Genomic DNA, 20,725 nt, shown 5'->3' with positions numbered 1-20,725 from the left:
ACACTAAAAAATTCAAAACGAGTAGATTTATGCTTATCCACTCGTTTCAAATTATCTATTTATAACTTAAAATTCCATATTTTAAATTATAAATATTATTAAATCCTTCTAATTCTAATAAGTTACATGCTGTAATACTTCTATGTCCACTTCTACAGTACACCACTATGTTCTTTTCTTTAAAATCTTCAATCTCATCTATATTGTACATCAAGTCATGTAAAGGTATATTAATAGCACTGTTTATATGATTTTCTTCAAATTCTTCTTTCGTTCTTATATCAATTAACAATGTATTTTTATCTTTGGCTAATTCTTTTAACTTATCATTATCTATATCTGTAAAATTCATAATGTCCTCCATGATGTATGTTTTAATATTTTATTATATACCCATGTAAAAATTATTAAAACTTCAATACTACAATTGTCATTCTTTAAAAAGCAAATTCAACTTTAATCTATCAGTTCCTATTATTGTATTTTCAAACACTTCCATCGCATTTTCAATATATATATTAGGGTCTTTTATAATTGGACTAAAATGTGTTAAAACCATAGTTTCTACATTTGATTGTTTTGCGATTGTTGCACTTTCTCTAAATGTCATATGTTTATTTTTTATAGCCCTTTCTAAGTCACAATCATCTCCATACATACCTTCACATACCAATAAATCACTATTATCTACAAAGTCCATAATTTCTTTTATTGGTCTTGTATCTGTAACAAAACTTACTTTAATTCCTTTTCTAGGTTGACCTAAAACCATATCTTTTGTATATATGTTACCTTCCAATTTTATTTCTCTTCCATTTTGAAGTTTGCTCCAAAGAATTTTTGGCACATTATTTTTCATTGCTTTTTCCATGTCAAACTTAGCTTTTCTTTTTATATAAAAACTATATGCAATGCATGGAGTTGAGTGTTCTACCTCTAAAGTAGATATAATAATATCTTTATTAATATAATTGTTACTTACTAATATATCTTCTTTAGGATTTTCTATTATATTTATATCATATGGAAGTTCTCTTACTATTAATCTGAAAGCATCTATAACTTCTTTTATTCCCTTAGGACCAATTATTGTTAACATTTCTGTTCTACCACAATTCCCAATTGTAGATAGTATGCCGGGAAGCCCAATTATATGATCTCCATGTAAGTGAGTTATACAAATATAATCTATAGTTTTGAATCCACAATTTGCAATTTTCATAGAAACTTGAGTTCCTTCACCACAATCTATAAGTATTTTTCTTCCTCTATAATTTATAAGCAAAGATGAAAGGTACCGATTTGGCACTGGCATGCTTCCACCACAACCTAGTAAAGTTATTTCAACCATATTATCACCTCTTTTAACAGTTAAAATATACTACTTTTAAGTCTTTTAGATCGAATATCTAGCAAAATAGCAATTTAATCTTTGTATTTATTATATACTGCTAAGTATATGTTAATTCAAGTATTTAATTTTAAAAGCAACTTTATATAGAGAATATTCTAAATATTTGCTACTATATTATTAATAACTTATTTTTAATAAATCGAGGTGATATTTATAAAAGATTTAACAGTCGGAAATGAAAGTAAATGTATATTTAACTTTGCCCTCCCAATGCTAATTGGAAGTTTATTTCAACAATTATACAATACAGCTGATAGCATTATTGTTGGACGGTTTGTTGGTAAAAATGCTATGGCAGCAGTATCTGGCGCAAATCCAATTATGTTTTTACTTACTTCTTTTTTAATGGGCATAACCTTAGGCTTCTCAATTCTTATATCTCAATATTATGGTTCTAAAAATATGATTAAAGTTAAAGCAGCAATAGATACCACATATGTATTCATTTTTATAGCTTCATTTTTTATAACTTTAATAGGAGTTTTTTTTAGTGGAAATATACTTCATATTATGAATACCCCAAGTGAAATTTTTGAACTTTCTAAGGGATATCTAATTATAATTTTTGCTGGTACAGTTTTTTCAACAGGATATAATTCCGTGTGTGCTATACTAAGAGGTCTTGGTGATTCTACTAATCCATTATATTTTTTGATAATAGCTACTATTTTAAATATAATTCTAGATATTGTCTTTATAATTTATTTTAATATGGGTGTAAATGGTGTAGCTCTTGCCACTATAATCGCTCAAGCTGTAGCATTTATATTTAGTGTAATATATCTTAATAAACGTCATGAAATCTTAAAAATTAGAATTAGAAATTTGAAGTACGACTATATAATATTTAAAACTGGATTAAAACTTGGTCTGCCATCTGCAGTTCAGCAAACACTATTCTCTATTGGTAATATAACCTTACAATCTTTAGTTAATGGTTATGGCACATCTGCCATGGCTGCCTTTGGAGCTGGATCTAAAGTTGAAACTTTCATATCACTTCCTATTATGAATTTAGGCAGTGCTGTATCTACTTTTGTTGCCCAAAATATAGGGGCTGGAAAAGTTGACAGAGTAAAAAAAGGTGTAAAATCTTCTATTACTATGGCTTTGTGTATATCTATATTTGTATTAATAGTATTTTTATTATTCAAAGAAAATTTAATAAAATTGTTTAATACTGATCCTGATGTAGTTTCTATAGGATCTATGTATTTACTTACTATAGGTCCATTTTTCATATTTATAGGAACATCATTTATGTTAACTAGTGCAATCCGTGGTGCTGGTGCCTCAATGTTTGCAATGATAAGTTCCATGATATCGTTATGGATAGCCAGAATTCCTGCATCATATTTATTATCATCAATATTTGGTGTGAATGGAATATGGATGGGAATTCCTATTGGTTGGTGTGTAGGATTAATTGTTACCGGAATATATTATAAAAAAGGATATTGGAAAAACAAATCCGTTATTAACTTTAAGGAAAGCGACCTCTCCTCTAACAAAAAGTTTAATCCTGAGTTTGCATCAACAAAATCTGATTAAAAAGCAAAATGCTCTTTTAAAGAGTATTTTGCTTTTTTATTTGTACTTTAAAATACTGATTGATTATTTTTAATTTTATAGTATAATTTAATTATTACTAGGTACTAATACTTAATATAATAATCTAGTAAAATTATTTTTTTGGAGGAAATTAATGAAACCATTAATAATAGGAGATTTAATTGCTAAAGTGCCTGTAGTACAAGGCGGAATGGGAGTTGGTGTCTCTAGATCATCTCTTGCCGGTGCAGTAGCTAGTTGTGGTGGTGTTGGAGTTATATCTGGTGCACAGGTAGGTTATGACGAAGATGATTTTGAAATAAATCCTCTTAAAGCTAATTTAAGAGCATTAAAAAAACATATATTAAAAGCAAAGGAAATTTCTAAAGGTGGTATAATAGGTGTAAATCTTATGGTCGCTATGAATTATTATGAAGATCATGTTAAAACTTGTATAGAATCAGGAGTAGATTTAATAATTTCTGGAGCAGGACTTCCTACTGCTTTACCTAAACTTGTTAAAGGTAGTTCTGTTAAAATAGCACCTATAGTTTCCACATCTAAAGCATTAGGAGTTATTTTAAAAATGTGGGATAGAAAGGAAAATACTACTGCAGACTTAATAGTAGTTGAAGGTCCTAAAGCTGGTGGACACTTAGGTTATCATAATGATGATTTAGATAATATAGACAACATAGATTATGATGGGGAATTTATTAAAATCTTAGACATAGCTAAAAACTATGGAGATAAATTTAATAAAAATATTCCGGTTATAGCTGCTGGTGGTATATTTACAGGCGATGACGTAAAGAAATACATAGATATGGGTGCAAGTGGGGTTCAGATAGGAACTAAATTTGTAGCTACTCATGAATGTGATGCGGCTTATGAGTATAAAATGACTTACGTAAATGCTAGTCAAGACGATATAAAGATAGTTAAAAGCCCGGTTGGAATGCCTGGTCGTGCAATTGGAAATAGTTTTATTGAGTCAGTTAGTTCTGAAGGTAGAAAAATTAAAAAATGTTATAATTGCTTAATACCTTGTAATCCAAGTAATACACCTTATTGTATTTCTAAGGCACTTATAGATGCAGTTCGTGGAGATATTGAAAACGGTCTATTATTTTGCGGAAGTAACGCTTATAAGGTTGATCGATTAAAAAATGTATCTGAAGTTATTGATGAATTAACATCTAAACTATAATAAACTTAAATATGGGTGTTTCTATTAGAAACACCCATATTTTTATATCTATATTTTCTTCTTACATAATATGTATATAAACCTAAAATTTAAAATTAACAATATTAAAACTTATCAGCTTTTATTTCAAAAAATGCCTTTGGATGTTGACATACAGGACAAACTTCTGGTGCTTCTGTACCTTTGTGTAAATGTCCACAGTTTTGGCATCTCCACTCTACAACTTCATCTTTTTTGAAAATTTTATCATCTTCTAAAGCCTTAAGTAGTTCATTATATCTTTTTTCATGTTCTTTTTCTATAGCACCTACTGATCTTAATAAGAATGCTATTTGATCAAACCCTTCTTCTTCTGCTTCTTGTGCAAACTTTTCATACATACTTACCCATTCATAATGTTCTCCAGCTGCCGCATCTTTTAAGTTATCTTCTGTTGATTTAATTCCTTCGTGAAGTAATTTAAACCACATTTTTGCATGTGCCATTTCATTTTTTGCAGTTTCTTCAAAAAAGTCTGCTATTTTATTATAGCCCTCTTTTTTTGCTTGTGATGCATAAAAACTGTATTTATTTCTAGCTTCAGATTCTCCTGCGAAAGCTGTAGCTAAATTTCTTTCAGTTTTAGTACCTTTTATATCCATAGCTAGCCTCCAAATATTCACTATATTTGTTGGGGTACGTTTTCATTAACCCTCTACAGGTGGTATTATATACCATTAGTCAAACTTAGTCAATATAGTAAGATTTACTACTTTATTTACATTTTTTATTTAATAGTTTTTTGTAATATAAAATAAAAAAGATGATTTTATTAAATCATCTTCTTTATTTTCTTTTTGCATTTAAATATGAACCCATTCCGCCTTTTAAATTGTATATATTTTCAAATCCTTCTTTGTATAAAAAATTAGCTGCAGACTTACTTCTAGCCCCAGAAGCACAGTAAAGAACTACATCATTATGTTTGTATTTTATTATTGAATTAACTTTCGATCTTAACTCACTAACAGATATGTTTTTTGCTTTTTCTATATGTCCACTTTTAAATTCTTGAGCAGTTCTCACATCTATTATTATACAATTTTTATTATTTTTTAATAAGCCAATTAGTTCATTTCCATTTATAGTTTTGTATTTGTTATTTTTAAATAAGTTTGATAAAAATCCCATAAAGTACTCCTTTAACCTATTAAGTTTATTAAACTCATTCTATAATTTTAATAAATTTTTTTCTGTGACTTTATCACATAATTAAAACTTTAAAAAATCATCTCCAAATAAAACAAAACTTTGTAATGTCATAAATGCTTTTATATCCATTTTCACATTTTTCTCTAATAGTTTTTTGGCTTCTTCCCTACTAACTAACATAGGTTTAATATCTTCTTCTTCTTCTAAATATTCAGTACTTAATTCACCATCACATAAACAATAAACTAGACTCGCGCTTTCTTCAGTCATACCTGGAGATAAGTATAATTGATTGTTTCCTAAGTTTTTGTTTATCTCTAACAAGTTAAGTCCTGTTTCTTCTTTTAACTCTCTTTTTACTGCAATCTCTATATGCTCATTGTTCTCTACCAATCCAGCTGGCAGTTCATATACATAATCATTCAATGGCACTCTAAATTGTTTAACAATTACTAACTTTTTAATTTCCTTATGAAACGCGGCTATAACAACAGCATCTACATCATCTTTTTTACCTTTGAAATATTTTTCTGATAAATTTTCATATCCTTTTCTAGATGCTATCATCCAGTGATTTTCATTTCCTAATTTATTAGTATATGTTGCATCATAGATACTTAAAAACTTAGTTTCAGCAAGTGGTTTTAATTTTTTTATTCTATTGTCTACCATAAAGAACCTCCATTAGTTTTAATGTATAAATATTATCTATTTAAAGTATACTACATTCTTAAGATTCACTTCTAATTTTACATGTTCTCCTATTTCATATGAACCATTGTTAGAACTCACTTTTAATAATAAATTTTTAACTTTCACATTATAATAAGTTATGTCTCCTGCATAAATCTTACTTTCAACTGTACCTTCAATTCCTGTTTCATACTCTAAATCACATATATTTATATCCTCTTTTGAAATCATTAGCTCTACATTATCTATACTTTCTTTAACATTTAAATCTAGATTTAATACACTAGATTTAAATTTGCCATTATCTATATCTCCAATTATGTAATTCCTTTCTCCAAAAGAATTTGCCACTTCTTTTGAGTTGGGTTTTTCATATAAATTTCTAGGAGTATCAAATTGAGCTACACGTCCATCTATCATAACTGCTATCTTATCGCTCATCATTAGTGCCTCTTCCTTATCATGAGTTACTAGTACAGTAGTTATTCCTAAGTCTTTTTGTATTTTCAAGATAAACTCCCTCATTTCCCCCCTCAAATTTATATCTAAACTTGAAAATGGCTCATCTAACAACAATATCTTAGGATTCACTGCAAGGCATCTTGCAATCGCAACTCTTTGTTGCTGCCCTCCAGATAATTCATTAGGATATTTATCTTCTAACCCTGTTAATTTCACTAAGTTTATAAGTTCTAAAACTTTATTTTTTCGTAAATTCTTATCTATTTTATTAACTTTAAGTCCAAACTCTATATTTTCAAATACATTCATATGTGGGAATAAAGAGTAGTCTTGAAATACTATTACTGCATTTCTATCCTGTGTTTTTAAATTTAAAACTGATTTTCCATCAAATAAAATATCCCCGCTTTCTGGTCTTATAAGCCCTGCTATTAGTTTAAGCGTCGTACTTTTTCCACAACCAGATTTTCCAAGAAGAGTTATCAACTCACCTTGATTTATTTCTAAATTTATATTTTCAAGTATATTTACATTGTTAAATTGTTTTGTTAAGTTAACAATTTTAACTGATGACATTTTTTATCTCCTTATCATTTCTATAGTACTTGCGTATACTGCCTTCCATTAAAGCTACTACAATTAAACTGATTAATATAAACACTATGCTGTATATAGAAGATATCATCCTATCTCCACTTTGTATATAAGGAAACATTATTAAAGGATACGTAATTACACTTCCTCCACCTATTAATAAAGTTAAAAAATATTGACTAAAAGATATTATAAAACACATGCTAGATGCTCCTATTACACCTGGAAGTATCAGCGGAATTGTAACATATCTTAAAGTATCTAATTTTTTAGCCCCTAACATATTAGCTTGTAATTCATATTTATCACCTATTAATTTGTATACATCCGTTATCATTTTAACTCCATATGGTATACATGGAATTACATTTATAATAATCACTCCGAGTACAGTATTTGCTAATCCCATCTTAATAAAAGTTAATTGTATTCCCATAGCTACAGATATGACAGGTATTATTATAGGAGATAAAACTAATAACTCGAATAATTTTTTACCTTTAAATTCATAAAGTGCTATCGCCTTAGATGCTGGTATACATATAAGCATAGTTAAAGCTACAACTGATATAGATATAAGTATACTGTTTATTAGTACTCTTATGTTTTCACCATTTAAAATGTATTCAAAACCTCTCAGCGAAAACTCAGTTGGTATAATTTTAGGAAATACCCACGATGAAGATATAGCCCAAATAAAAAGTATTATTAAAGGCATTAATAACGAAATTAATATTATATTTATGATTAGATTTTTAAATTGTTTCTTCATACGATCACCTATAATTTATTTTTCTTTAATTTAGTAAAAATTAAATTGTATAATATTAATAATATAAAACTTATACCAGTTAATATACTATTCATAGCCATTGATAAAGGTCTTTGAGCTAAATCTGTATTTATATAGTTTATATATGCATTAACAGGAAGTGCTTTAGGATTTGTAGCCCCAATTAAATATGGTACTTCAAATGATCCAAACGAAAACGCAAATATTACAATGAATGATGAAAGTATTGTAGGCATTATCTGTGGCATTATTACCAATTTAAGTACTTGAAATTTATTAGCCCCTAAATTTAGCGCTACATCTTCTAACTTAACATCTAAACTCTTCAATATATTATACACTGTAATCGCTATAAATGGCATGCCCTTGTGTATATATACAATAATTATTCCTATACCAGCTTTATCATTTACTAAACTTACAAATTCTCTAGAATCGTTTATTAAATTTAGATTATATAACATTCTAGATATTATACCCGTTTTAGAGAAAACAGCAAATGCAAGCATTACAACTATTATATGTGGAACTATAATAGGCAAATTTAATAAAAAATATCTTAACTTAGAAAACCTACTTTTTGTCATTAAATACGCTAACAAAATTCCTATTATAGTTGCTATTGTCGATGAAATTATCGATGTTTTTAAGCTTAGCATTAATGAATTTATAAATTGTTGATTAGATAATATCTCTTTGTAATAATCAAAAGTTATATTATCTAATCCAATCAAAGGGAAATAACCTAAGCTTTGTAATATACATGTGCAAATACCTACTCCCATTATAAATAATAATAGCAATGCGGCTGGAGCAATAAGTAAATATGGTTTTATTTTACCCATTAACGTTAGCTACCTCTTGTAACCATATTTTTTCTATTATAGGTACTAAACTTGCCTTAACTTCTGGAACTGGATTCTTTACTTGTACTGAGTTTTTAAATTTTGATTTATCTTCTTTAGGTATCTTATTTAAATCCAATATAGTCATATCTCCCCAGTTTTTAGGTTCACTTTTAGAAGCTTGCGCATCTATACTTGTTAAATAATTTATTAATACCATTGCACCAGCTTTATTTGATGAGTTTTTAGGTATTGCTAAAAAATGAGTATTGGATATATTTCCTTTATCAAAATTTATAAATTCTGTACTTTTATCAAATTCCCCAGAATTTATCTTACCTTCAATCTCATTTGGAGCATAAGTCATGCTAAAATTAACTTCTCCATCAGAATACATATTATCTAGTTGCGCTGTAGTCGATGGATAAGTTTTTCCTTCATTCCATAAGTAAGGTTTTATTTCTTTTAAATAGTCCATAGCTGGTTGAATTGCTTTTTTAACTGTAGCTTCATCTTCAGGTAAATCTTTTAAATTTTCATAGCCTACTATATCATATATTACATTTCTTACAAATGCACTTCCTGTAAAATCTGGTGGAGCTGGATATGTAAACTTCCCTGGGTTTTTCACTATAGCTTCTTTTAATGTATTAGTGTCTACTATATTCTCACTTACTTTATCTGCGTTTTTTAGTACTGTAAATGAAGCTTTTCCCCACGGAGACTCCATATCGTCTACAGGTGTGCCAAAATCAGTTGTTATATCTTTTGAATTCGTATCAACATATTTTTCATAGTTTTCTATTTTATTAGTAAATGGTCCAAATAAAAGTTCATTGTCTTTTGCCGTTTTAAAGTTTTCTCCATTTACCCAAAACACATCTATATTTCCTTTATCATTTTTAACTTGTTTCTCAGATATTAATTGATTCATTATGGTATCTATATCCATACCTACTCTTTTTACATTTATATCGTATTTTTCTTTCATGTTTGGGATTACATAATTATCAAACCATTTATTCAGTACTTCATTTCCTCCCCATCCATAAAAGTTAACAGTACTTCCTTTTGCACTTTTTTCAATTTCTTCATAGTTTTTACTTAAAATTTGATCATCCGATTGGCTCGTAGCCTTTCCATTACTGCATCCAACTAAAAACAATAGGGATATCGTTATTCCCAAGGCAATAATTTTTTTCATGTTGTTCCTCCTCTGTTATTTTATTTATAATAATAATATAACCCCCCAACTAAATATTATAAAGCTGGGAGGTTATTTTTATTAACTTACTTAACTAATTTGTAGTCATGCTCTTCAACACCGTCTGTAGCATTATATATTTTTGTAAAACCATGCTTTTCTAAAATTTTTGCTGCCTTTTCACTTCTGTTCCCTGTCTTACAATAAAGCAAAACAGGTTTTTCTTTATAATCATCTAATATAGTTAAATTATTTTCAAAATTATCAAAATCTATATTCATAGCCTTATCTATATGACCTGTGTTAAATTCACCTGTTGTTCTAACATCAACAACCGCTATATCATCTCCAGTAGCTAATAAGTCTTCAGTTTCTTTTGCATTTATATTTTCATATTTAGCGGATGTTTTATTATCACTATCAGTTTTTTGAGTACATCCAACTAAACTTCCAACACTAAATGTAATTAATGCCCCTGCAATTATAACACTTATTTTTTTATTTAATTTCATAGCTATTCCCCCTATACTCCGTAATTCGTCATAAAATTCTAAATTTCTTATTCAATTATACCAAACTTATAATCGCTTTATTATAGTTTTTTTCTATATATTACTATAGTTATATAGTTTTTAGCTATTATTCACTTTTTAAAGTTATACTAACTATCTCGGGTCTACAGTTAAATCTTATAAGAACTTTAGATCCTCCTAAGCCTTTACTTAATATCATTGTTGTATCATCTTTTTTATAATTTCCAAAATCATACTTTGGGAAAAATTCTCTATTAGGGGAAAGTACGCCACCTAATAAAGGTAGCCTTATTATACCTCCATGAACATGACCTGATAATACTAGATCAGCCCCATAAGCACTGTAATCTTCAAAGAAAAATGGTGTATGTGCTAGCATCACATTATATTCATTTTTATTTATTTCTCCTAATGATTCTTTTATAAAGTCTTTATCTAATCCTTCTTTTCTATTTTTAAAATTTTTGAAAAAGTAAGGATATTTTTCTAATGGAATTATAAGTCCAAAAATATTTATACTAGAATTCTCTTTATTTACTACCACTTTTTCATTTTCTAAATTTATAATTGACTTTTTACTAAATTCCTTAAAATAAAGTTCATTCTCTTTTTTGTATTTTTTTATTAAAGACTTTTGTTCATGATTTCCTATTATATGATAAACTTCATAACTTTTAGTTAATTCATCTAAAAAATTTAATGAAACATGAAAGTTATTTTTATCGCCTTCTACTAAATCTCCTGTTATAACTACTATATCAGGTTCTTCTTCATGAATTTTTTTTAATAATTTTTCATTGTTCTTTCCAAATGTTTTATTATGTAAATCACTTACTTGAACAATTTTAAAATTATTAAATTCTTTTGGTATTTTTTTATTTTTTATTTCATATCTAGTAGTTTCTAAACTATTTATCTCTCTATTTAAAAACAAAGTTGTTCCTAAAACTATGGTTGAGCCTAATAAAACTTGCGTAAACATAATATTTCCTTTCTGATTATATTAAAATGCATCTTTTAATATTTTAAAGTATTTACCTTCTAATGATTTATACAGTGGTACACCTATTATTGTTATAACTACAAATTGTCCAAATCCAACTTGTGCCATAGATAACATAAGTGGTAATCCAAAGAATATATTAAGCATTATGCCTATTATTATAGCATTTATAACAGTAGGCCAAATTGATGATACTAATAAAGCATATTTTTTACCATCCATCATTTTGCTAGTCATATAAACTGCATATACACTTAAAAATGTTGCAGTTGTACCAAAAATTATATCTGGTACTCCATAAGGCCCTATAATATTAGCTAAAAAACATCCTATTGTTAATCCCCATATATAGTCCTTTTTTATAAATGGAAGTAATACCATAATTTCTGCCACTCTAAATTGTATCGGCCCATAACTTATGGCACCTAATACCAATGTTAAAGTTGCATATATAGCCGCAACTAATGCTGTTGTAACTAGTTTTTTTATATTTGTCGTCATAAAATTTCTCCTTTAAGTCCTAAAATCTAAAAAACCGCAGAAAAATCTACGGTTTTATAATCTAAATAATAATATAAATATTATATTTTAAGACTTAACCATAGTTTTGTTTAAAGACAGGAGGCTTTCGAACTGTCTTTTTAAGTTTTAAGATAATTTATATATTATCAAAAAAAAACTTTTTTTTCAATAGAGTTAATTACTTAAACGTTTCCTTAACTTTCTTTAATTTATTTATTATATCAATATGTTGAGGGCAACTTTTTTCACATTTACCACATTCTATACATTTAGATGCGTCAGCATCTTGTTCTATTAAATATTTATACATATTATTTTTTATACCTTCTATATCATTAAACATTGATGAATTATTTAAACATTCAAAACATGCCGGTATGTTAACACCATTTGGACATGGCATACAATATTTACAATCCGTACAATTTATTTTTATTTTAGACTTTAATGTATCTCTTAATGCTTCTATTACCTTTTCATTTTCTAAGTTCATAGAATCTGCAACTCCATCCTCATTACATATTCTTATATTATCAATAACCTGTTCCATATTTGACATTCCACTAAGGACAATTCCTATTTCTGGCTTATTGTATAAAAATTTAAAAGCCCATTGAGCTGGAGATTTTTTACTATCTGATTTGTTAATTACTTCTAATATATCATTAGGTAAATTATTAGCAAGCTTTCCTCCTCTAAGAGGTTCCATTATAACAACACCCATATCTTTTTTACTTGCATACTCAAGGCCTTTAGTCCCTGCTTGGTATTCTTCATCTAAATAGTTGTATTGAATTTGTGTAAAATCCCAATCATATGAATCTATTATTTCTTTAAATACTTCATACTTATCATGAAAAGAGAATCCTACATATCTTACCTTTTTACTTTTCTTTATTTCATTTAAAAAGTCAAATATGTTATTTTCAACTAAGTTCTCCCATAGGCCTTTATCTAATGCATGAATTAAGTAAAAGTCTATCTGTTCTGTTTGAAGTTTTTTTAACTGCTCATTAAAATACTTATCCATATCTTCTCTTGAATTAATTTCCCAAGATGGCAATTTAGTTGCTAGATTAACTCTTTCTCTATATCCATCCTTTAAAATTTTCCCTACTACAATTTCACTTTCTCCATTGTGATATGGGTATGCAGTATCTATGTAGTTCACACCATTATCAATTGCATACCTAACCATCTCAATAGTTTTTTCTTCATCAATTTCCCCATCTATTTGAGGAAATCTCATACACCCAAATCCTAAAATAGATATTTTTTTCCCTGTTTTTCCAAATTCCCTATATCTCATATCTACCCCTCCTAAATTTAATTTAATTAAATTATACAATAAATAACATATTCCAATATACTAACATTTTATGCTTATATATTTTTTAATTTACACATAATTTAATAAAGTATTTTTATTGTATTAAAAATTAATATATGATATTATTAATTTATCTGACCTCTTAAGCAGTGATGCCGATGTGGTCTTTTTTAATAAAAATAATACATAAAGGAGTGGTATAAAAAATGGACAGTATTCCATTGCGGATATGTTTGTTTATTAAATCACTTAATGAATCTTAATTATTGCTTAATACCTTTATTCAATTATATGTTTAAGCAATTATGTAGATAATACTTAAGTGATTGCTTTAAAACTGAATAAAGGAGTGATCAAATGATAAGATACTATAAAACTATCGACTCTAAACTTGAAAAATTAAAATCATTTGAAAGTGGTTGTTGGGTTAACTTAGTTGAACCTAGTACAGCTGAAATACTTGAAATATCTGCAAAGCTTAATGTCGATATAGAAAGTGTTAGAGCTGCACTCGATGAAGAAGAGCGTTCTAGAATAGATATTGAGGATAATCATATTTTAATACTTATAGATATACCTGTAGATGAAAGTGATGCATCTTCTACTCACTACTCTACTATTCCACTTGGTATTATTCTTTTAGATGATACCATTGTTACAGTATGTATAGGCCAGACAAAAATCTTAAACGACTTTATAGTTGGACATGTTAAAGATTTTTTTACTTTCAAAAAAACTAGATTTATTCTTCAAATTCTTTATAAAAATGCTAGCTATTATTTACATTATCTAAGAAGAATAAATAAAATGACTATAGCCATAGAGAAAGAAATATATAAATCTATGAAAAATAAAGAGTTAGTTCAGTTACTAGAACTCGAAAAATCTCTGATCTATTTTTCGACTTCGCTAAAAGCAAATGAACTTGTTCTTAACAAAATGCTTAGAACAGAATCTATTAAAAAGTATTCAGAAGATGAAGACTTACTTGAAGATGTTATTATAGAAAACAAACAGGCTTTAGAAATGGCTACTATTTATGGAGATATTTTAAGTAGAATAATGGATGCATTTAGTGCTATTGTTAGTAATAACCAAAATACAGTTATGCAATTTCTAACATCTATTACACTTATAATGTCTATACCTACTATTGTATCTGGATTTTTCGGTATGAATGTACCTGGATTGCCATTTGAACATCATCCTAGTGGATTCTGGCTTGTTATTTTAATTACATGTATTATGTGTTTAATTCTTACATTTATAATGTCTAGAAATAAATTATTATAAATCAGTTGACATTTTCCAAAATTTGAATATAATTAAATTATAAAATTAAATTCCCTAGAAGGGGAGTAGCTTACACTTAGGTGTTAATTAGTCGTCATACCAGTGATAATCACTCGGTTAATTAGCGAGTTTAATCTTGTTAGCAAGACCTTCTAAATGAGTAGAAATATTTCTACTTATTTAGAAGGTCTTTTTTATTTTTATTTCATAAAAAAGGGAGATGTTTGTATGGTTTATGTGTTTTTATTATTTGGGTTCTTGCTTTTAGTAAAGGGGGCTGATTATTTCGTCGATGGTTCTTCAAGTATTGCAAGGTCTCTCAGGATTCCGTCCTTACTTATAGGTCTTACAATAGTTGCATTTGGAACTAGTGCTCCTGAAGCCGCCGTCAGTGTCACTGCATCTATCGAAGGGCAAAATGGAATAGCACTCGGAAATATTATAGGCTCAAATATTTTTAATCTTTTATGTGTTGTAGGTATGTCAGCTTTTATAAAGCCTTTATCTGTTAAAAAGTCTATACTTTTGAAAGAATTTCCATTTTTAATACTTTCTTCAGTTTTACTTTTAATACTTTGTAATGATTTTGTTTTTCAAAACTCACAAAACTCTATTTTATCTCTTAGCGATGGATTAGTATTTTTAATGTTCTTTGGTATATTTATATACTATTTAGTAGAAGTTTCGATTAACTCTAGAAATAAAAATAGAAGTTTAATTACTAATACTAACATTGAATTATCAAATGATGATTCAACTTATACAGAATCCAATATTTCTTTATCAAAATCTATAGTTTTATCTATCATAGGTATTTTAGGTATAATAATTGGAGGTAAGTTAGTTGTTGATTGCTCTTCTAATATAGCCTTGAGCTTTGGAGTAAGCCAAAAAATGATAGGCTTAACAATTGTTTCTATAGGAACGTCTCTACCCGAATTTATAACTTCCGTTGTAGCCGCCAGTAAAGGTGAAAGTGATATAGCTTTAGGAAATGTTATTGGTTCAAATATATTTAATATTTTATTTATACTTGGTGTATCTTCACTTATTACTCCTATATCAGTTGATCCTAGCCTGTTTTTAGATATATGTATAATGATTATTGTTACTATAGTAGCTTATATATTCGCCATTAGAAAAAAAGATATTAGTAAGTTTGAGGGTATCGTATTAATAGGATCTTACATTTTATATATGATTTATGTCGTTCTTAAAAATTAAAAAAGATATAGGTTTTAACCTATATCTTTTTTTATATTAATTTTAATTAAGTTTTTAATATTAAGCTGCTGGAGGATTTTGACCTTGATTCGGATCTGGGTTCGGATTCGGATCTGGGTTCGGATTCGGATTCGGGTTCGGATTCGGGTTCGGATTCGGATTTGGGTTCGGATCCGTTGGTTGCTCCGGTTGCGTTGGTTGCTCTGGTTGTATTGGTTGCTCCTCTTGTTGTTGAGGTTGTTCTTCTGTTTCTTGTTCTTTTGGTCTTGTACTTACTGGAGCACTATAGCTTATTTCAACTTTAGAAAACGGTCCTTCTTTTCCAAATTCTCTACCTTCTAGTCCATCATGTATAGGGTCCATAACATCTTTCCATAATGCAGTAGCTATTTTACTTCCTTGTGGAAGTGATTTAAGTCTGTCATTACCAATCCAAACTGATGCAGTATAATATGGTGTATATCCACAGAACCACGCATCATTATTACTATTTGTAGTTCCTGTTTTACCAGCAACGGCCATATTTGGTAATTTAGCCCTTTTACCAGTACCATCATTAACAACGCCTTCTAGCATTTTAGTCATGTAGTACGCTGTATTTTGAGAGTATACTCTCTTAGTTTTAGGTTTATGATCAAGTAATAAGCTTCCATCTGACAATTCTATTTTAGTAAATGTTGTAGGTTCTACATAAACTCCACCATTTGCTATAGCTGCATATGCAGCTGTCATCTCAAGAGGAGATACCCCTTGGGCCATTCCTCCTAAAGCGGTAGGATAATGTCTATCTCTTACATCATCTACAGTTGTTATTCCCACATCTTTTAATGAATCTAACACTATTTTCATAGATTCTGATTCACTGTTACCAAGCATTGCAGCTCCGTGAACAGCAGCACCATTATATGATTGTTTTACGGCTTGAGCCATACTTACACCACCATGGTATGAACCACCTGCATTCTTAGGCCAATCTCTGCCATTTACTTTTTTAAGTGGTGAATCATTTAAAGTTGAGTAAGGAGTAAGTCCAGCTCTCTCCATAAGTGGCATATATACTGCTAATGGTTTTATTGCTGATCCTGGTTGTCTTGGATTTATAGCTCTATTATATAGGCTCTCTCCTCCTATTCCACGACCACCTATCATAGCCTTAATTTGACCATTATTGTTGTCCATAATAACCATAGCTGATTGTGGTTGTAAATTTCCATTTTCATCTCTACCTCTTCCTGGGAAATTAGAACCATCTTCATATTCTTTTTCTACAATATTTTGCATATCAGAGTCTATTGTAGAATGAATTCTAAGTCCTCCATTGTATAGCATATCTTTAGCTTCATCTTCAGTATAACCTTCCTTAACTAAAGCTTTTACTACATCTTTTTTAACTAAAGAGTTAAAGTATGAAGAATTTTTACTTTCAACATCTTCTCCTACATTAATTTTTATATCTTCTTTTATAGCCTTATCATATTCACTTCTTGATATATATCCAAGTTCTAACATTCTTCCTAAAACAACTTCTTGTCTCTTTTTAGAGTTTTCATTAAACTCAGCTTTATATATTACTTTTCTACCCTTTTTTAAGGCATCATATGTAAGCTTATCAATTCTATCATTTTCAAGTAACGTTTCATACATATCAAGATCATCATCTGTTGGTACATAGTCTTGAGCATATATTATTATTTGTGCATTTTTTAAATCATCATCTTTTGTTAGCTGTGATGTTTTATAAGCAGCATATTTACTTGGATATTTAGTTATACCTGCTAAAAGAGCACTTTCTGCTAAGCTTAATTCAGATACATCTTTATCAAAATAGTTGTGAGATGCAGCTTGAACCCCTCGATTTCCTTGACCTAAAGACATTGTGTTTAAGTATGATAAAAGTATTTCATCTTTATCTAACTCTTTCTCTAACTGCAGTGAGTAGTAAAGTTCTTTTATTTTTCTTTTATATGTTTTTTCATTAGTTAGATATAAGTTTTTAGCTAACTGCTGTGTTATTGTACTAGCACCTTGTGCTTTATATCCTGATTTTATATTTTGTACAAATGCGCCTATAGTTCTTTTAATATTTATACCATGATGCTCATAAAAAGTATGGTCTTCTATAGCAAGCACTGCATTTTTTAAATTATCAGGGATATTATTCATATCTTTTACTACATACCTTGACTCTGCACCTTGAATTGTCTCTGTAACTTTATTATTTGAATCATATATAATAGAGTTTTCTGCAAATACCATATTTTTTGGATCTATGTCTGGAGTATTAAACAGTATAGCCATAACAAATATACTAACTGATGCAACTCCTAGCCCAAATATCGCTAAAAAGCCTATTGCTATTTTTTTCATAAGGCTATTCTTTTTCACTTTTTTGTCACTCATATTTTCGTTATTGCCCCCAATCTTAAATTTTAATCTGGTTTTTTATAGTTTAATATAAGTCCTTTTTTTTATTATTACATATAATTTTTATTTCTCCTTCATATTTTTCCAAAAATTTTTACAAATAATGCTTATATCTTCAGTTTTTCTAGCTACTTTATTCGGATACCACTCTCTTGGAAATATTTTTTTATACTTTTCTTGAGAGTATCTATTATCAATAAGCATTATTACTCCTTTGTCAGAACCTGTTCTTATGCATCTTCCCGCAGCTTGAAGTACTTTTATCATACCTGGATAAGTATATGCATAATCGAAACCATCATAGCCTTTTTTATCAAAATGCTTTTTTATGATGTTCCTATCAACTCCTATTTGTGGCATTCCAACTCCTACTACTATAACTCCTATAAGTTTATCATTGGTAAGATCTATACCTTCAGAAAAATGACTGCCTAAAACGCAAAAACCAATGTGAGTGCAGTTATTACCTTCTTGAAAATTTTTCAAGAAACTTTCTTTTTTAGTTTCACTCATATCCTTTTCTTGAATTTCAATATTTAAATCTGTATAGTTTTTAATCATGTAATCGTACACCAGTTCCATATAACTATATGATGGAAAAAACACCATATAATTCCCACCATTACTTTTTACACAATCTTTTATAGATTTAGATACATCTTTACAAGTTTCATACCGTCTATTATAAGTGGTATTTATATTATTTGCAAATATTAACTCTCTTTTATTTACATCAAATGGAGAATTTAAACTTATAAAATAGTCTTTTTCTTCACCACTATACATACTTTTAAAATAATTTATAGGAAGTAATGTAGCTGAAAATATTATTGTAGATTTGGCACTTCTCATTCTTTGTTCAATAACTCCAGATGGATCTATACAATAAATTCTTATAAGTACTTCTTTCCCATTTTTTTCATAAATAGTTACGAAATTGTCATCGTAAAATTCTGCAATTCCCAAAAAACTATGGGCATCAAAATATAATTCTATAAGTTTTTCATTTTCCTCTGAATTATCTTCTAAATACTCATCTATTTTTTGAGTTAAAGCTTTCAAAAGATTTATAAACTCTATATCTAAGTCCTTGCTTTCTATATGATTTGATAATTTCATATCCTTATATGTAATTAATTCTTCATCTATTTCTTTAAAATATGACTTTATCTTATTTATAGAATAGTTAATACTTCGATTTTTTCCTTTCATTATTTTACTAATTTCTTCAAACTGAAATTTTCCTAAAGATTTAGAATACATATCTCTAGTTCTATCAACTAAATTGTGAGCTTCATCAATTAAGAAAACATAATCATTTTTTTTAGTATCGAAAAATCTTTTCAAATATACCTTTGGATCAAAAACATAATTATAATCACATACTATAATGTCACTAAATAATGCTAAATCAAGAGATAATTCAAATGGACATAGTTTATATTTTTCACTTAAACGCTGTATAACTTCATATGAGTATGTGTTTTCATATTTTAAAATTTCCTTTAAAGCATTATTTATCCTATCAAAATATCCATTTGCATATTCACAATATTCTGGGTTACAATTAGCTTCATCTTTTTTACATACAGTATCTTTTGAAGATATTATTATGTATTTTATATCTAAACCTTTTTCATTCATTAATTTCAAACTATTTTCGCATACATCTTTTGTTATGTTTTTCGCAGTTAAATAAAAAATTTTAGATGCATATCCCTTACCCATAGCTTTTATAGATGGAAAAAGCGTTGAAATTGTTTTTCCAGTTCCTGTTGGAGCCTGAGCAAAACATTTTTTATTATCTACAATACTTTTATAAACGTATACTGCAAATTCTCTTTGTCCTTTTCTATAGTTTTCAAATGGAAATTTTAAATTTTCTATATTTTCATCTCGTTTAGATATATGGTTTTGTTCTATATCTATCCATAATTTGTACTCATTTATAAGATTAAAAAAATCTTTTTCAAGTTCTTTAACTTCATACTGCGTTCTAATTTTATTTATTTCCTTAGTTTCTAGATTGTAATATGTAAGTTGTACATAAATAGCCCCTAAATCATTTAACATACAGTATATATATGCATAGCACTTTACCTGAGCTAAATGTAGTTGATTTATATTTTTGTTATAGTCATTTACATCCTTTAACGTAGATTTTATTTCATCAACTATAATCTTCCCATCTTCTTTTAATATTCCATCTGCTCTTCCTTCTACTTTTATACTTATTCCTTTATATTCAAATTCATATTTTAATTGGTACTCTGCATCATAATTTTCATCATATGAATTTTGAATCATTTGATGAGCTAAAGTTCCTTCTATTGGTTTTATAGATGCACTCTTGGTATTGTCTATACTTCCATTTCTCATTATAAACTCAACAAGATTTCTTACAGATATTTTTATTTCTCTTTCCATATTTTTAGTCCC

At 28.1% G+C, this 20,725-nt stretch carries 19 protein-coding genes; 4 read left to right on the top strand and 15 right to left on the bottom strand.

Annotated elements, in window-relative coordinates; translation table 11 throughout:
- Window positions 1-55: 55 nt before the first annotated feature.
- Window positions 56-352 carry a rhodanese-like domain-containing protein gene (locus RWY47_RS11010; protein ID WP_021429132.1) on the bottom strand — a complete coding sequence of 99 codons (297 nt, stop codon included), beginning with the start codon at window positions 350-352 and terminating at the stop codon, window positions 56-58.
- Between the two features lie 78 nt (window positions 353-430).
- A complete protein-coding gene (locus tag RWY47_RS11005) occupies window positions 431-1,351 on the bottom strand; it encodes a ribonuclease Z (protein WP_150842630.1) in 921 nt (306 codons plus the stop codon).
- Between the two features lie 207 nt (window positions 1,352-1,558).
- Here RWY47_RS11005 and RWY47_RS11000 point away from each other — a divergent pair, with 207 nt between their 5' ends.
- A complete protein-coding gene (locus RWY47_RS11000; protein WP_224170576.1) occupies window positions 1,559-2,965 on the top strand; it encodes an MATE family efflux transporter in 1,407 nt (468 codons plus the stop codon).
- Window positions 2,966-3,119: 154 nt separating this feature from the next.
- Entirely contained in the window at window positions 3,120-4,175 is a 1,056-nt protein-coding gene (locus RWY47_RS10995) for an NAD(P)H-dependent flavin oxidoreductase (RefSeq protein WP_150842629.1), read from the top strand.
- Between the two features lie 104 nt (window positions 4,176-4,279).
- On the opposite strand, the gene rbr is transcribed toward RWY47_RS10995, so the two are convergent.
- From rbr to RWY47_RS10940, 11 genes are all read right to left on the bottom strand, one after another.
- Entirely contained in the window at window positions 4,280-4,816 is a 537-nt protein-coding gene (gene rbr / locus RWY47_RS10990; protein ID WP_021429180.1) for a rubrerythrin, read from the bottom strand.
- A 184-nt stretch (window positions 4,817-5,000) separates the two neighbouring features.
- A complete protein-coding gene (locus tag RWY47_RS10985; RefSeq protein ID WP_150842628.1) occupies window positions 5,001-5,345 on the bottom strand; it encodes a rhodanese-like domain-containing protein in 345 nt (114 codons plus the stop codon).
- Between the two features lie 81 nt (window positions 5,346-5,426).
- The gene (locus RWY47_RS10980; RefSeq protein ID WP_150842627.1) at window positions 5,427-6,038 is read right to left on the bottom strand and encodes an NUDIX hydrolase; all 612 of its coding nucleotides are present in this window, start codon (window positions 6,036-6,038) and stop codon (window positions 5,427-5,429) included.
- A 36-nt stretch (window positions 6,039-6,074) separates the two neighbouring features.
- A complete protein-coding gene (locus RWY47_RS10975; protein WP_150842626.1) occupies window positions 6,075-7,097 on the bottom strand; it encodes an ABC transporter ATP-binding protein in 1,023 nt (340 codons plus the stop codon).
- The gene (locus RWY47_RS10970) at window positions 7,084-7,887 is read right to left on the bottom strand and encodes an ABC transporter permease (RefSeq protein ID WP_150842625.1); all 804 of its coding nucleotides are present in this window, start codon (window positions 7,885-7,887) and stop codon (window positions 7,084-7,086) included. Before RWY47_RS10970 ends, RWY47_RS10975 begins: the two co-directional genes overlap by 14 nt.
- 8 nt (window positions 7,888-7,895) lie before the next feature.
- Window positions 7,896-8,753: an ABC transporter permease gene (locus tag RWY47_RS10965; RefSeq protein WP_224170575.1), complete on the bottom strand. Its 858-nt coding sequence runs from the start codon at window positions 8,751-8,753 to the stop codon at window positions 7,896-7,898.
- Entirely contained in the window at window positions 8,746-9,957 is a 1,212-nt protein-coding gene (locus tag RWY47_RS10960; protein ID WP_224170574.1) for an ABC transporter substrate-binding protein, read from the bottom strand. Before RWY47_RS10960 ends, RWY47_RS10965 begins: the two co-directional genes overlap by 8 nt.
- Window positions 9,958-10,043: 86 nt before the next feature.
- Window positions 10,044-10,469 (bottom strand): rhodanese-like domain-containing protein, encoded by a 426-nt coding sequence (locus RWY47_RS10955; RefSeq protein ID WP_224170573.1) that lies wholly within the window; start codon window positions 10,467-10,469, stop codon window positions 10,044-10,046.
- Between the two features lie 127 nt (window positions 10,470-10,596).
- On the bottom strand, window positions 10,597-11,472 hold the full coding sequence (locus tag RWY47_RS10950) for a metallophosphoesterase (protein WP_316030329.1): 876 nt from the start codon (window positions 11,470-11,472) through the stop codon (window positions 10,597-10,599).
- Between the two features lie 21 nt (window positions 11,473-11,493).
- Window positions 11,494-11,994, bottom strand: coding sequence for a QueT transporter family protein (locus RWY47_RS10945; RefSeq protein WP_021432665.1), 501 nt, complete (start codon window positions 11,992-11,994; stop codon window positions 11,494-11,496).
- A gap of 199 nt (window positions 11,995-12,193) precedes the next feature.
- A complete protein-coding gene (locus RWY47_RS10940; RefSeq protein ID WP_224170572.1) occupies window positions 12,194-13,324 on the bottom strand; it encodes an aldo/keto reductase in 1,131 nt (376 codons plus the stop codon).
- 378 nt (window positions 13,325-13,702) lie between these two features.
- Here RWY47_RS10940 and RWY47_RS10935 point away from each other — a divergent pair, with 378 nt between their 5' ends.
- Both RWY47_RS10935 and RWY47_RS10930 read left to right on the top strand, forming a co-directional pair.
- Window positions 13,703-14,638 (top strand): magnesium transporter CorA family protein, encoded by a 936-nt coding sequence (locus tag RWY47_RS10935; protein WP_021432663.1) that lies wholly within the window; start codon window positions 13,703-13,705, stop codon window positions 14,636-14,638.
- Window positions 14,639-14,866: 228 nt separating this feature from the next.
- Window positions 14,867-15,862 (top strand): calcium/sodium antiporter, encoded by a 996-nt coding sequence (locus RWY47_RS10930; RefSeq protein WP_224170571.1) that lies wholly within the window; start codon window positions 14,867-14,869, stop codon window positions 15,860-15,862.
- A 60-nt stretch (window positions 15,863-15,922) separates the two neighbouring features.
- On the opposite strand, the gene RWY47_RS10925 is transcribed toward RWY47_RS10930, so the two are convergent.
- Window positions 15,923-18,262 (bottom strand): transglycosylase domain-containing protein, encoded by a 2,340-nt coding sequence (locus RWY47_RS10925; protein ID WP_316030328.1) that lies wholly within the window; start codon window positions 18,260-18,262, stop codon window positions 15,923-15,925.
- 87 nt (window positions 18,263-18,349) lie between these two features.
- Window positions 18,350-20,713, bottom strand: a complete 2,364-nt coding sequence (locus RWY47_RS10920) for an ATP-dependent DNA helicase (RefSeq protein ID WP_224170569.1) — start codon at window positions 20,711-20,713, stop codon at window positions 18,350-18,352.
- Window positions 20,714-20,725: the final 12 nt, after the last annotated feature.

This window comes from Paraclostridium sp. MRS3W1 (assembly GCF_032465715.1).
Classification (GTDB): domain Bacteria; phylum Bacillota; class Clostridia; order Peptostreptococcales; family Peptostreptococcaceae; genus Paraclostridium; species Paraclostridium dentum.
This window is presented reverse-complemented; position numbering and strand designations above follow the sequence as displayed.